The sequence below is a fragment of the Mumia flava genome (genome assembly GCF_002797495.1).
Lineage (GTDB): Bacteria > Actinomycetota > Actinomycetes > Propionibacteriales > Nocardioidaceae > Mumia > Mumia flava.
This window is the reverse complement of record NZ_PGEZ01000002.1, coordinates 810835-825487: the sequence shown is the minus strand read 5'-3', so window position 1 is coordinate 825487 and position 14653 is coordinate 810835. Positions and strand designations below refer to the sequence as shown.

General features: G+C 73.2%; 9 protein-coding genes. 5 read left to right on the top strand and 4 right to left on the bottom strand.

From position 1 onward, the window contains the following. Positions 1 to 3: 3 nt before the first annotated feature. Complete coding sequence (locus CLV56_RS17890; RefSeq protein WP_039368960.1) at positions 4 to 4017, top strand: non-ribosomal peptide synthetase; 4014 nt, start codon at positions 4 to 6, stop codon at positions 4015 to 4017. 35 nt (positions 4018 to 4052) lie between these two features. On the opposite strand, the gene CLV56_RS17885 is transcribed toward CLV56_RS17890, so the two are convergent. Further along, on the bottom strand, positions 4053 to 5282 hold the full coding sequence (locus CLV56_RS17885) for a cytochrome P450 (RefSeq protein ID WP_039368959.1): 1230 nt from the start codon (positions 5280 to 5282) through the stop codon (positions 4053 to 4055). 50 nt (positions 5283 to 5332) lie between these two features. Next, positions 5333 to 6700, bottom strand: coding sequence for an MFS transporter (locus tag CLV56_RS17880; RefSeq protein WP_157805215.1), 1368 nt, complete (start codon positions 6698 to 6700; stop codon positions 5333 to 5335). 229 nt (positions 6701 to 6929) lie between these two features. Here CLV56_RS17880 and CLV56_RS17875 point away from each other — a divergent pair, with 229 nt between their 5' ends. The 3 genes from CLV56_RS17875 to vioD are packed head-to-tail and all read left to right on the top strand — an operon-like array spanning position 6930 to position 9305. Next, positions 6930 to 7148 (top strand): MbtH family protein, encoded by a 219-nt coding sequence (locus CLV56_RS17875; RefSeq protein ID WP_039368957.1) that lies wholly within the window; start codon positions 6930 to 6932, stop codon positions 7146 to 7148. Between the two features lie 16 nt (positions 7149 to 7164). Next, positions 7165 to 8181, top strand: a complete 1017-nt coding sequence (locus CLV56_RS17870; protein ID WP_039368955.1) for a MupA/Atu3671 family FMN-dependent luciferase-like monooxygenase — start codon at positions 7165 to 7167, stop codon at positions 8179 to 8181. 14 nt (positions 8182 to 8195) lie between these two features. Beyond that, entirely contained in the window at positions 8196 to 9305 is a 1110-nt protein-coding gene (vioD, locus tag CLV56_RS17865; RefSeq protein ID WP_039368953.1) for a capreomycidine synthase, read from the top strand. A gap of 40 nt (positions 9306 to 9345) precedes the next feature. Here the strand turns inward: vioD and CLV56_RS17860 are convergent, their stop codons facing one another. Beyond that, positions 9346 to 10341 carry an NADP-dependent oxidoreductase gene (locus tag CLV56_RS17860; protein WP_039369065.1) on the bottom strand — a complete coding sequence of 332 codons (996 nt, stop codon included), beginning with the start codon at positions 10339 to 10341 and terminating at the stop codon, positions 9346 to 9348. A gap of 89 nt (positions 10342 to 10430) precedes the next feature. On the opposite strand from CLV56_RS17860, the gene CLV56_RS17855 reads away from it, so the two are divergent. Further along, positions 10431 to 13823, top strand: a complete 3393-nt coding sequence (locus CLV56_RS17855; RefSeq protein ID WP_170224821.1) for an AMP-binding protein — start codon at positions 10431 to 10433, stop codon at positions 13821 to 13823. A gap of 17 nt (positions 13824 to 13840) precedes the next feature. Here the strand turns inward: CLV56_RS17855 and CLV56_RS17850 are convergent, their stop codons facing one another. Beyond that, a complete protein-coding gene (locus tag CLV56_RS17850) occupies positions 13841 to 14602 on the bottom strand; it encodes a thioesterase II family protein (protein WP_039368951.1) in 762 nt (253 codons plus the stop codon). Positions 14603 to 14653 lie beyond the last annotated feature (51 nt).

The following is a 14653-nucleotide window of genomic DNA, read 5'->3' as shown; positions in this document are numbered from 1 at the left end:
GACATGACCGCGAGCGATATCGAGGACGTCTACGAGCTGTCCCCGCTGCAGCAGGGCATGCTCCTGCACAGCCTGTACGGCGGGGACTCCGACACCTACCTGGCGCAGCACAGCTTCGCCGTCGACGGGCCGCTCGACGCGCAGGCGCTCGAGACCGCGTGGCAGCACACCGTCGCCGAGCATCCTGCCCTGCGGACGTCGTTCCACTGGGACGGCCTGGACACGCCGCTGCAGGTCGTGCACGGCGACGTGCACGTCGACCTGCGCCGTCACGACTGGTCCGCCCTCGACGAGCGCGACCAGGACGAGCGGACGCAGCAGGTGCTCGCGGACGAGCGCGCCGCGGGCTTCGACCTGGCTCGCGCACCGCTGCTGCGCCTCGACCTCGCGCGGCTCGGCGTGGACCGGCACCTCGTCGTGTGGACCCACCACATGCTGCCCGTCGACGGGTGGTCCGTGCCCCTGGTGATCGGCGAGGTCGTCGGGCGCTACCTCAGCATCACGACGGGCTCACCCGCGCCACCGCCCGCTCCTCACTACCGCGACTACATCGCGTGGCTGCAGCAGCAGGACCTGGGCGCGGCACGGCAGTACTGGATCGAGACGCTCGGCGACACGGCCGGGTTCACCGGGCTGGGTCTGCTGCGGCCGGCGGTCTCGGAGGACGCGCCCGCCGTCATCGACGAGCAGGGGCTCGCGCTCGGTGACGAGCTGGGTGCCGCGCTGCGGGCGACCGCGGCGCGGCACCGGGTCACCCAGGGCACGCTGATGCTGGCGGCGTGGGCGCTCGTGATGGAGCGGTTCACGGGCGAGCCCGACGTGCGGTTCGGGGTCGCCTGCTCGGGGCGGCCCGCCGCGCTGCCGCACGTGGACCGGATGGTCGGCAGCTTCGTCAACAGCCTTCCGCTGCAGGTGACGGTCCCCGCGGACCGTGACGTGGGGGAGTGGCTGCGCGAGGTCCAGGCGCAGCACGCGGCAGCCCGCCGCTACGAGTTCAGCCCGCTCTCGCAGATCAAGGCCTGGACGGGGGTCGCGGCGACCGAGCGCCTGTTCGACAGCCTCCTCGTGCTGGAGAACTACCCGGTCGACCTCGGCGACGCCGCGGACGCGAACACGCTGTCGGTGCGGGGGCTGACGGACTTCGAGAAGACCAGCGAGCCGCTGACGGTGTTCGTCACCGCGGGGTCCGGCCTGCGGGTGCTCTACCACCGCGACCGGATCCTCGACTCCGACGTCGAGCAGATCGTCGAGGCCTTCCGGAACGCCCTGACGACGCTGACCCGCGTACCGCGGACCGGCGGTGCCGCGTTGAGCCTCGCGCCAGCCCGGCGGCCCGACCCGGCGGCGCGCGGGGCGTTCGTCCGCTGGGGCGACGCCGGTGCGTGCCTGCCCGCGCTCGTGCAGCGGTGGGTGGACAGGACCCCGGACGCGCCCGCGGTCGTCGCCGACGACGGGGTGCTCGGGTTCGCTGAGCTGTGGGACCGGGCGAGCGCCGTGGCGGCGGGGCTGGGCGAGGCCGGTGTGCGCCGCGGGGCGACGGTCGGCGTCTGCGCCGAGCGCGGTGTCGACCTCGTGGTCGCGCTGCTGGGCACGCAGCTGGCCGGCGCGGCGTACCTGCCGCTGGAGCCGTCGCTGCCGGAGCAGCGGCTGTCGTTCATGGCGGCCGACGCCGGGGCCGAGGTGGTGATCGCACAGCCGGGCACAGCGGCGCTCGCCCGCTCGACCGGCGTCGGCACGATCGTCGACGTGCGCGACGTCCGGGCGGCCCCCTCGACCTGGACGCCGCCGCCCGGCCACGGCTCCGACCTCGCCTACGTCATCTACACCTCCGGCTCCACCGGACGCCCCAAGGGGGTGGCGATCACGCACGACGCGATCGCCAACCGCCTGCTGTGGATGCAGGACACCTTCGGGCTCACTCAGGACGACCGGGTGCTGCAGAAGACCCCGTTCGGGTTCGACGTGTCCGTCTGGGAGGTCTTCTGGCCGCTGATCACCGGCGCGGTCGTCGTGATGGCGCGCCCCGGCGGGCACCAGGACGCCGCGTACCTCGCCGAGATCATGAGGGACGGACGGGTGACGACCGCGCACTTCGTGCCGTCGATGCTGGAGCTCTTCGTCGACGAGCCCGGTTCGGCGTCATTGCCCGCGCTGCGCCGTGTGCTCTGCAGCGGCGAGGCACTGCCGCACGGGCTTGCCGAGCGGTTCACCCGGCGGCTGCCGCAGGTGGCGTTGCACAACCTGTACGGGCCGACCGAGGCCGCGGTCGACGTGACGTGGTGGGACTGCGGTGAGACGGCGCCCCCGGGTGTGATCCCGATCGGTCGACCGGTCGCGAACACGCGCGCCCACGTACTCGACCGTCGGCTGGTCGAGTCGCCGCGCTCCGTCCCGGGCGAGCTGTACCTCGGAGGGGTCCAGCTCGCCACCGGCTACGTGGGTCGGCCGGGGCTCACCGCCTCCACGTTCGTCGCGCATCCCCTGGCGGGCCCCGGCGGGCGGCTCTACCGCACGGGCGACAAGGTGCTCCGGCTGGCTGACGGGTCGCTGGAGTTCCTCGGCCGCGTCGACCACCAGGTGAAGATCAACGGCTACCGGATCGAGCCGGGCGAGATCGAGCAGACGCTGCTGCGGCACCACGCCGTGCGCGAGGGCGTGGTGGTGGTGCGTTCGCGCGGCGAGCACCGCGAGCTCGCGGCCTACGTGACCGCCGGCGACGACGTGCACGATCAACCGGGGCTGTCGGCGCAGCTGCGGGCGCATCTCGCCGAGCGGCTGCCGCGCTACATGGTGCCGGCGACCGTCACCGTCCTCGGAGCGATGCCGTTGACGCACAACGGGAAGCTCGATCGCGCGGCGCTGCCCGATCCGCGACCGGTGGTCCGGGTGGGGGAGGACCGCTCGCCGGCGGGGCCGGTGACACCGGGCGAGAAGGCGGTCGCCGCCGCCTTCGAGGAGGTGCTCGGCGTGAGTGCGCTCGACCGCGAGAGCGACTTCTTCGCACTCGGCGGGACGTCGTTCGACGCGGTCCGCGCGATCCGGCGGATCGACGGCGCGACGGTGCCGCTGATCACCGAGCACCCGACGGTGCGGGCGCTCGCCGCTGCGCTGGAGACACCGGCAGACGCGAGCATGCTGCTGAGCCTGGCGCGGCCCGGGACGCAGCCCGCGACGAGCCTCGTGTGCGTGCCGTTCGGCGGCGGCAGCGCGATCGCCTACCGGGCGCTCGCGGGCGAGCTGTCGCCCGACGTCGGGCTGCACGCGGTGACCCTTCCCGGGCACGAGCCGGGCAGCGAGACCGCTCTGCACCCGGTGACCGACGTCGCCGGCGAGTGCGCTGCCTCGGTGCTCGCGCTGCCTCCGGGCCCGGTCGCGGTCTACGGGCACTGCGCGGGCGTCGCGCTCGCCGTCGAGGTCGTCCGGCAGGTGGAGGCCGCGGGACGTCCGGTCGAGCGGCTGTTCCTGGGCGCCTCGTACCCGTTCTACGCGCCGCGCCGCACCGGGCGGGCGGTCCAGCGCGTGCTGGCGGGGCTCGTGCAGAGCGGGTGGCTGCGCGTCGGTGCGCGCACGGTGGGGACGACCCGGATAGGTGTGGGCGAGGCCGACCGAGCCGAGGTGCGCTATCTGCGGGCCATCGGCGGGTTCGGCACCGAGGTCGACGACGAGACGATCGCCTTCGTGATGAGGGCCTTCCGGCACGACGTGGTCGAGGGCGGCCGCTACTTCGCCGACGTCTGGACGCGGGGCATCGAGCCCTGGCTGCGGGAGCCCTCGGAGCCCCCGGCCCCGCTGTCCGCGCCGATCACGTTCATCGCCGGCACGGCGGACCCGCTGACGGTCGGCTACGGTCGCGGGGTTCGGCAGTGGGACCGGTTCGGCAGCAGCGTCGACCTCGCGGTGATCCCTGAGGGGCGCCACTACTTCCTCCAGGACCAGCCCGAGGTGCTGGCATCCGTCATCGAGCGGTCCCTGGACGCCCACTGCGGGCGATGCGGCGCGACGGCCCGAGCGAGCTGACGCGGCGGAGGGATCATCGCGCCGGTGCGGCGGACTCAGCGCCAGGTCACCTCGCAGGGGAGCGCCGCGAAGCCACGCTGGTGGGGGGTGTGGACGCGCCGCGCGCGGTCGAGGTCGACCTCGTAGGACGACACGAGGGCGGCGATCTCCTCGAGCGCGACCCGGATCTCGAGCTTCGCGAGCGCGGCGCCGAGACAGTGGTGGGGGCCGTGGCCGAAGCTGATCATCCTGCTGGTGTCGCGGTCCAGGTCGAAACGCTCCGGGTCGTCGAACACCCGAGGATCGCGGTTGGCGCACGCGGGAAGGATGGCCACCCGTGCCCCCGCGGGGAGCTCGACCCCGTGGACGACGGTGTCCTCGGTGAGGCGACGCGCCACCATCTGGCTCGCGGAGTCGTAGCGCAGGCTCTCGCTCGCCCAGTCGTCCGCGCGTCCGTTCAGGCCCTGCCGCTGCACGTCCGGATGCAGGTGCCCGAGGTGCCAGGCGTTGCCGATCGTCTTGCCCGTCGACTCGTTGCCCGCGCCCACCATCACGAACAGGAAGCCCACGATCTCCGAGTCGCTCAGCCGCCGGCCGTCGACCTCCGCCGTGACGAGCCTCGAGGTGAGGTCGTCACCGGGGTGCGTGCGCAGGTCCGTGACGAGGTCGACGAAGTACTGCGCCATCCGCAGCGCGGCCGCTGTCGCCGTCGGCCCGCGCTCGTCCGACATGTCCTCGCGCACGTTCAGCGCGTCGGTGTCGGCCCGCACCAGGTCCCAGTCCCACTCGGGGATGCCGAGCAGCTCGCACAGCACGTCGTTGGGCAGGGCGGCCGCGTAGTCGGAGGCGAAGTCGAAGCGCCGCTGGCCGCGCAGGGTCTCGAGCCGGTCGCGGGTGATCTCGCGGACCCGCGCCTCCATCGCGACGACGTGGCGTGGGGTGAACGCGCTGGAGACCAGCGTCCGGTAGGTGCCGTGGTCGGGCGGATCCATCGCCAGGAAGAAGCTGGTGTTGACGGCGTGCGGGCCCCAGAGCTCCGGCTCCAGCGAGATCCCGAACCGGTTCGAGAACCGCTGGGGCCTGCGCAGCGCGTCGAGCACGTCGGCGTGCCGCGACAGCGCCCAGAAGTCCCGCTGCTCGTTGCGGTAGACCGGCGCGTGCTCCCGCATCCAGGCGTAGAACGGGTACGGGTCGTCGTGGATCCGGAAGTCGAACGGGTCGTAGCCGTAGGGGTAGGGAGGAGCCGGCAGATCGGGGTCGGCCACAGTCGCCGTGTCGGTGTCCATCCGGGGTCCTCCTGGTCGTTCGTGCTGGGGTTCGTGCTGGTCGTCCCTGGTCAGCGGCCCGCCGACGACGTGCCGGCGGCCGGCTCGAGGCTGGGTGCGGTACCCGCGCCGACTGGCCGTCCGGCCGACGCAGCGCCCGTGGACGTCGGGGCGGTCAGCGGTGCGTCGTCGCGCAGCGCCCGCAGGCCGCTCGAGAGGTAGCCGAGCGCCGCGACGACGAGGACGAACAGGCCCAGCAGCAGGATCAGGAACGCCGAACCGCGTCCCGGACCGACGCCGATCACGGTGCCGACGGTGTCGGTCAGCGGTCCGCCGGCGCGCAGCAGAGGATCGAAGATCCGCTCGGAGACCGGGCCGGCGAGCATGTAGCCGGTGAACAGCACGGTGTTGGTCGCCATGTTGAACGCCGCGAAGGCGCGTCCCTGCATGCCCGGCTCGACCTCCATCTGCAGGACGCTGCGGCTGGTGCCCTCGATGATCATCGAGCAGAACTGGAAGCCGAAGGCGGCGATCGCGACGAGCACGACGTTCGGGCGGAGCGCGCCGAGGCACAGGAACAGTCCCAGCGGCACGGCGAGGCCCGCGATGCCGTGGATCCGCTTCGGGGGCCCGCCCCAGGTGGCCATCGCGACGCCGCCGAGCACCATCCCGATGCCGCCCACGGACAGCACCGCACCGAGCGCCGCCACCGACGCCATCCCGATCACGAGCGGCGTGAACAGGACGTCGACGAACCCGACCGCCAGGTTGAGCGCGGCGTAGAAGGCGAGCAGCGGGAGAAGGGCCCGGCGCCTGCCGAGGTAGCGCCACCCCTGGCCGATCTCGCCGAGCAGCCCGGCAGCGCTGACGCCTGCCGGCGCCGGCTGCGGGATGCGGATCTGGACGAGGATCGCGATGTTCAGCAGGAACGTCAGGCAGTCGATCAGAAGGATCCCGGGGAGCCCGATCGCGACGATGAGCAGTCCGCCGAGCGCCGGGGCCACGGTCTGGCTCACCGCGGTCGCGGTCATCACCATCCCGTTCGCCCGGCCCAGCTGGGTGCGCGGGGCGAGCTGCGTCACGCTCGCGTTGAGCGCGGGCACGAGGAACGCACCCATCGCCGAGCGGACGGCGATCGTGATGAAGATGTGCCACGGCTGCAGGACTCCGGTCGCGGCCACCGTGGCCAGCGTCACGGTCGTGCCGACGCCGACCATGTCGCTGGCGAGCATCACGGTGCGCCGGTCCCACCGGTCGACGAGGGCGCCGGCGAACGGGGAGAGCACGATCGCCGGCAGCAGCGACAGCACGAACCCGAAGGCGAACTGGATCGTCGACCCGGTCTCCAGGTAGATCCAGACCGTCAGCGCGAACGCGGTCAGCGCCGTGCCCGTCATGCTGGCGAAGTAGCCCGCGCAGAGCACCGTGAACCTACGCACCGGTCGACCGTCCGATCCCGCCTGCTGGGCGAGGTGAGGGGATTGTGTGGACACGTACTGCCGCCCATCGTTCGCGAAGGGCCTCCGCACGGGCATCCCCCGAATTCGGGGACGTCGCCCGCGGAGGGGGACGACCGGGTGTCCTCGCTTCACGGGACAGCGCGCCGCCACGAGGGGCCGGTAGTTTCACCACCGTCCGCCACTGTCGACACGTGAGCAGCGAGGCGCCATGAACCCGTTCGATGACCCCGACGGCACCTTCCTCGTGCTGGTGAACGACGAGGAGCAGCACTCGCTGTGGCCCCAGGCGCTGGACGTCCCAGCCGGATGGCACGTCGTTCACGACGCCGACTCGCGTCAGGCGTGCCTCGACTACATCGAGACGAGCTGGACGGATCTGCGTCCCCGGAGCGCTCGGCTCGAGGACGTCGGGGCCGAGTCCGCATGAGCCGCCGGAGCTGACGATGGACGCGAGCGTCTTCTTCTTCTCGGCCGACGCCGAGGCGGACGGCGGGGCCGAGGACCGGTACGGGCTGGTGAAGGCGGTCGCCCGTGGCATCGACGACAGCTCCCTGTGCGGACTGTGGACGCCGGAACGTCACTTCAACGTGTTCGGGGGGCTGTACCCGAACCCGTCGGTGCTGGGCGCGGCGATCGCGATGGCGACCGAGCGGGTAGCCGTCCGGGCCGGCAGCGTCGTGCTGCCGCTGCACGATCCGGTGCGGGTCGCGGAGGAGTGGTCGGTGGTCGACAACCTGTCCGCCGGGCGGGCCGAGATCGCGTTCTCCAGCGGGTGGCACGCCAACGACTTCGTGCTGGCGCCCGAGGCGTACGCCGACCGGCACGCGACCTTCGACGACGCGATGGACCAGTTCGTGCGGCTGTGGCACGGGGAGTCCGAGAAGCGCACCAACGGCAACGGCGAGCAGGTCCCGATCAGCGTGCACCCGCGCCCGCGGCGCCTCGACGTCCCGCTGTGGCTGTCGGGACAGTCGGACGCGACGTTCCGACATGCGGCACGGCGGGGCATGGGGATCGTCACGAACTTCACCGGCAAGCAGTTCGACGACCTCGAGCGCAGGATCGCCCTGTACCGATCGGAGTTCGTGCCGTCGCCCCACACGCCGAGCCCTCGGGTCGGGCTCATGCTGCACACCTACGTCAACGACGACGCCGGTGCCATCGCGGACGCGCTCGACACCTCGTACGACGCCTACATCCGGCGGCACCTCGACCTGCAGCGACAGAACGACGCGGTCGACATCGCCCCGGACGACCTCGAGGACATGGTCGCGACGGCCAAGGCTCGCCTGCTGCGGGGCGGTGGCCTGGTGGGCAGCAAGACCGAGTGCGCGCAGCGGATCCGTCGCTTCGCCGACATCGGCGTGACCGAGATCGCGTGCCTCGTCGACTTCGGCATCGACGCCGAGCGGGTCCTCGACGGCCTCGACGATCTCGACGACGTCGTGTCGTCGGTCTAGGAAGGGGAGAGACCATGGAGCTGCCGCTCGCCAAGCTCGAAGAATGGATGAGGCTCTACTACCACGCGGTCGATCACGACATCGGCAGCAGCGGGGTCCGGGACCTCACGGTCGGCGAGCTGTGCGACGTCGCCGACTTCGATCTGTCCGAGCTCAAGGCGCTGCCGTTCCACGACAGCGAGCCGCTCGGGGGCCCGGGTCTGCGTGCTGCGCTGGCCGACCGATGGACCGGTGGCGACGTCGATCGCGTGATGGTCACCCACGGCTCCAGTGAGGCGATCTGGCTCGTGATGCAGACCCTGGTGCATCCCGGCGACGACGTCGTCGTGGTGGACCCGGCCTATCAGCAGCTGTACGACATCGCGGTCGCGCAGGGCGCTCGGCTGCGGCGGTGGGACCTGTCGTGCGGCGACGGCTTCGCCCCCGACCTCGACCGCCTGCGCGACCTCGTGGCAGCGCGACGACCGCGCATGGTGGTGGTCAACTTCCCGCACAACCCGACGGGCGTCTCGCTCACCCGGGAGCAGCAGGACGAGCTGATCGAGATCGTGGCCCCGGCGGGGGCCTGGCTCGTCTGGGACAACGCCTTCGGCGAGATCACCTACGACGCCGATGGCCTGCCGCTCCCGCACGACCGCTACGAGCGCAGCCTGTCCTTCGGCACGTTCTCGAAGAGCTACGGGCTCGCCGGCATCCGCACGGGGTGGTGCCTCGCGCCACCGGAGCTCCATGCGCAGATGGCCCACCTGCGTGACTACGTCGCGCTCTACGTCTCGCCGGTGCTCGAGTTCTTCGCCGAGCGCGCGGTGCGCAGCGCGGACCGGATCGTCGGGATGCAGCGCGAGCACGCGCGAGCGAACCGGGAGCTCCTTCTGGCGTGGGCCGCCGAGCGTCCGGACCGCGTCCGGCTGACGCCCCCGGCCGGCGGCGTCAGCGCCCTGGTCGAGCTCCTCGGCGTCGACGACGTGACGGCTGCGTGTCGCACGCTCGCCGAGGAGTTCCGAACGCTCCTGGTCCCTGGCGACTGCTTCGGCGACGCCTACCGCAACCACGTCCGGCTGGGCTTCGGCGGCACCCGCGCCGAGCTGACGGCCGGCCTGGCGAACGTCGACCAGGTGCTGTGAGCGACGGCGCGCCACGCGGCCGATCCTCCGCCGGACCTCGTCAGAGCCGGACGAGCATCTTGCCCACGTTGCCCCCGCGCATCATGTCGAGGAATGCGCCGGGTGCGGCGGCGAGGCCGTCGACGACCGTCTCGCGGTAGTGCAGCTCGCCGGCGCGCAGCCACGCGGACGCCTCCGCGACGAACGTCTCCCGCAGGTGCGCGAAGTCGCCGGCGAGGAAGCCGCGCAGCGTGAGCCGCTTGCCCATGCACAGCGCCAGGTTCCGCGGCGCCGCCGGTGGCTCCTCGGCGTTGTACATCGAGATCGCCCCGCACATCGCCACCCGGCCGTGCGGGCGCAGCGCGCCGATCGCGACCTCGAGCTGCTGTCCGCCCACGTTGTCGAAGTAGACGTCGATTCCGTCGGGTGCGGCTCGGCGCAGCGATCGACGCAGCGCACCGTCGCGGTAGTCGAACGCGGCGTCGAACCCGATGCTCCGCAGGTACTCCAGCTTCATCGCCGAACCGGCGGAGCCGACCACGCGGGCGGCGCCGCGGAGCCGGGCGATCTGCCCCGCCGCGCTGCCGACCGCGCCGGCGGCGGCGGAGACGAGGACGACCTCGCCGGGGACCATCGAGGCGACCTCGAGGATCCCGGCGTACGCGGTCAGGCCCGGCATCCCGAGCACGCCCAGGTACGCCGAGGCCGGTCCCAGCGTGACGTCGACGGTCGTGGCGGCGTCGTCGGCGACGAGCGCGTACTCCCGCCAGCCGGCCTGGTGCAGGACGACGTCGCCCGCCGCGAACTCGGCCGAGCCGGACTCGACGACCTTGCCGACCGCGCCGCCCTCCAGCGGGCGCCCGATCTCGAACGGCGTGACGTACGACGGGATCTCGTTCATCCGCCCACGCATGTACGGGTCGACGGACATGACCTCGTTGCGGATCAGCAGCTCGCCGGGGCCGGGCTCGGGGACCGCGACCTCGGCGAGGACGAAGTCGGACTCCGACGGCCAGCCGAGCGGTCGCGAGGCCAGATGGATCTCGCGTCCGTTCATGCGATCACGGTAGGCGGCGGCGGGGAGCCGCGGCGGCCCCTCGTTCCGGTGACGCGACACCGCGGGACGCGGTGCCTAGGTTCGGACCCGTGGTCCCGAAGGAGCAGGTCGCAGGTCCGGCCACCGTCGCCGAGCTGCTGCGCGAGCGCGCGAGGGAACGACCGGGCGCGATCGGCTACACCTTCCTGACCGACGGGGAGACCGAGCAGGAGTCCCTGAGCTACGCCGGCGTCGAGGAGCGGGCGGGCGCGATCGCCGCCGCGCTGCGCGCCGCAGGCGCCGAGCCCGGTTCGCGCGCGCTGCTCCTGCTCGTGCCCGGGCTCGACTACCTCGCGGCCTTCTTCGGCTGCCTGTACGCCGGCGTGGTCGCGGTGCCGGCGTATCCACCCGACCCGTTCCGGCTCGAGCGCACGCTGCCGCGGCTGCTCGCGGTGGTGAGCGACGCCGACCCCGTGGTGGCGCTGACCACGTCGGACCTGGTCGGATTCGTCGACGCGCTCGGTGAGCAGGCGCCGGTGCTGCGCGACCTGGCGTGGCTCGCGGTCGACACGGTGCCGCAGGTCGCCGGCGATCCGGTCACGGTCGATCCGGAGGCGACCGCCTTCCTGCAGTACACGTCGGGCTCGACAGCGGCCCCGCGCGGGGTGATGGTCTCCCACGCGAACCTGCTGCACAACCTCGGCATGATCCGCGAGTACTTCGGCACCGATCCCGACAGCCGGGCGTTGATCTGGCTCCCGCCGTACCACGACATGGGACTCATCGGCGGGCTCCTGCAGCCCCTCTACTCGGGCTGTCCGGTGACACTGATCTCGCCCCTGCACTTCCTCGAGCAGCCGATGCGCTGGCTGCGGGGGATCTCCCGCCTCGGTGCGACCGTCAGCGGGGGACCGAACTTCGCCTACGAGCTGTGTGCGCGCCGTGCGGGCCCGCGGGACGTGGCGGAGCTCGATCTGAGCTCGTGGCAGGCGGCGTTCAACGGGGCGGAGCCGATCCGGGCCGCGACGTTGGACCGGTTCGTCGACGTCTTCGGCCCTGCCGGCTTCCGGCCGGAGGCGTTCCTGCCGTGCTACGGCCTGGCCGAGGCGACGCTGATCGTCAGCGGCTCCCGTCCCGGCGCGCCGGCCCCCCGGGTCCGCGCCGAGACGGGCGCGCAGGGCGAGCTCGTCTCCTGCGGCGCCGGCGCCCCCGACCAGCGGATCGCGATCGTCGACCCGCAGACGGCCCGGCGGTGCCCCGACAGCGTGGTGGGCGAGATCTGGGTGGCGGGTCCGAGCGTCGCACGGGGGTACTGGCGCCGCCCCGCCGAGACCGAGCGTGTGTTCGGCGCCCGAATCGCCGGCGAGGACGCACCCGATGCGCCCACCCGCTACCTGCGCACCGGTGATCTGGGGTTCCTGCGCGACGGCGAGCTGGTGGTGACGGGGCGACGCAAGGACCTCGTCATCGTCCGCGGACGAAACCACTACCCGCACGACATCGAGCTGACGGCGGAGCAGGCGCACCCGGCGCTGCGCACGGGCTGCTCGGCGGCGTTCCAGGTGCCCGGCGTGCACGGGGACGACCGGCTCGTCCTCGTGGCGGAGGTCCGTCGCTCGCCCGAGCCGCCGGACGGCGCCGCGGTCGCCGCCACGGTACGGGAGGCGGTAGCAGCGGCCCACGGGATCCAGGTCCACGCGTTCGTGCCGATCGCGGCGGCCACGATCCCGAAGACCTCCAGCGGCAAGATCCAGCGCAGCCTGTGCCGCGCGCGCTACCTCGCCGGCGACCTTGCCGAGGTAGCGCCGCGCGAGACCACGGCCGCCCCGTCGGGGGTGGCTCCCGTCGGCCCGCACGAGGACGTGGAGCCCCGGCTGCGGACCCTCGTCGCAGAGCTGGTCGGCGGCGAGCCCGATGCGCTCGACCCGGCGGTGCCCCTGCTCGCGATGGGGTTGGACTCGCTCGGTGTCGTCACCCTGCAGCACGAGCTGCAGGCGGCGCTCGGGGTCGCGCTCCCGATCGGCGAGGTGCTCGCAGGGGCGACGCTGGCCGACGTCGTCGAGCATGTGGCGCAGGCGGGCGTCCAGCCCGCGCCGGCGTCCGTCGTCGCGGTGCCGCCGCGGGACCGGGCCGGGTCCCGGGAACGGGACCACACGCCGCTCCCGCACGGCGCTCGCGAGATCTGGATGATGCAGCAGCTCGAGCCCGACAGCCCCGAGCTCGTGGTCGGCACCGCCTTGCGTCTGCTGGAGCCGGTCGACGTGGCCGCGCTGCGGGCCGCCGTCGACGCCGTCGTCGCCCGGCACCCGGCGCTGCGCACGACCTACGAGCTGCGGGGCGACGAGCCCGTGCAGGTCGTCCACCCGGACGCCCGCGTCGGGGTCGGGGTGCACGATGCGAGCGCCCTCGACGAGCCCGCCTTCGCCCGACGCCTCGATGCCGACGCGCGCCTCCCGATCGACCTGGCCGGCAGTCCGCCGCTGCGCCTCGACCTGTACCGGCGCCCGGACGGCGACGTGCTCCTGGTGCGGATCCACCACATCGCCACCGACTTCTGGTCGAGCACGATCCTCGCGCGCGAGGTGGGGGCGTTCTACAGCGCCGCCGTCGCCGGAAGGGACCTCGTGCTGGAGCCTCCGCGGGCGACGAGCCTCGACGTGGCGGCGTGGCGGCGCTCGGTGCTGGCGGACGAGCAGCGTGTGCGAGCCATGGGGAGTCGGCTGCTCGCGCAGCTGTCCGGCGACCCGGACGCGCCGTGGCCCCGGCTCCAGCTGCCGCCGGTCGTTCGGTCGGGGCCCGGCGGTGCGACGCCCTTCGCGCTGTCCGCCGATCTCACACGGGCGTTGCGCGCTCGCGCCGCGGCCGAGTGCGTGACGACGTACGTGCTGCTGCTGGCCGCGTTCGTCGCGGCGCTGCACCGCACGACGGGGCAGCGTGACCTCGTCGTGGGGACGCCTGTGGCGGGCCGGGCTCGTGCCGAGTTCGCCGACGTGGTCGGGTGCTGCACGAGCACGATGCTCGTCCGGAGCACGGTGGCCGACGACGAGCGGTTCTCCACGCTGCTGGATCGGGTCAGGGTGCAGGTCGTCGGCGCGCTGGAACACCAGGACTACCCGACGGCGCTGCTCCGCGAGCGGCACGGCCTCGGCGGCCGCGGACACCTCGCGGACGTGCTGTTCACCCTCAACCAGGCTCCTCCGCACCATGACGCCGAGCTCTCAGCGCTCGCCCAGGTGGGCGCTCCCGCCCTCCGCGGCCGGCTCGGATCCTTGCTGGTGGAGAAGTTCCCGCTGCCGGTCGGTGGCGGCGCCGTTCCCGTCGAGGTGGTGATCGCGGAGGTGTCGGGGGCCGCGCACGGTCTGCTGCGCTACCGCGCGGGGTCGCTGGACGCCGCCGGCGCCGATGCGATGGTGGAGCGCTACCTGGCGGTCCTGGAGCAGGTCGCGGCGGACCCGGGCGTGCTGGTCGCGGACCTGACCGCGGAGCAGCCGGCGGGTCGTTAGGGCTCGGGGACCACGCGTCAGGCGCGGATCGCCGACACGGCGGTCGCGATCTCGCGGGCGAGGCGGCGCGAGCCCTCGTCGGAGAGCATCCAGTGGTCGGTCGGGAGCTCGACGGTCTGCAAGGGTCGGTGCGTGTGCGCCTGCCACCGCGGCTGCTCCTCCGGCGGCACCGTCAGGTCGTGCGCCCCTCGCGCGGCCAGGATCGGGAACGGCAGGGCGGGCCCGGGCTCGTAGACGTAGCGGTCGAAGATCTCCCAGTCCGCCCGCAGCGGCTGCTCGAGGAGGTCGAGGAGGTCCTGGTCGGCGAACAGCGCGTCCGGCATCCCGCCCAGCGCGGCGGTGCGCTCGAGCATGTCCGCGCGAGGCAGCCGACTGGTGCCGGTGTCGGGGATGACCTCCGGCGGCCGGCAGCTGCAGATCACGAGCAACCGCGGGTTCGCGCACGGCAACCGGACGAGGAGGCGGGCGACCTCGAAGGCGATGAGGGAACCGGAGCAGTGGCCGAGCAGGCCGTAGTCGCCGGAGAACGCTGCGGATCCGTCGTCGCGCGCGACCTCTTCGATCTCGGCGAGCAGCGCGTCGACCGTGCGGTGCGGCGCCTCGCGGACCCGGCGCCCGCGCCCGGGCAGCAGCGCGCCGGAAACGGCGACGCCCTCCTGCGCCGCTGCGGCGCGCAGTGCGTGGAACAGGGTGGGTCCGGCCCCCACGTGGGGGAACGCGAACAGCTCGAAGCCGTCGGTCGCCTTGCGGTACGGGAACAGTCGATCGACGGGCGACAACGGGGCTCCCTGTGTCTCGACGGCTCGGAGCGCCCAGTCAACCCGGTCTCG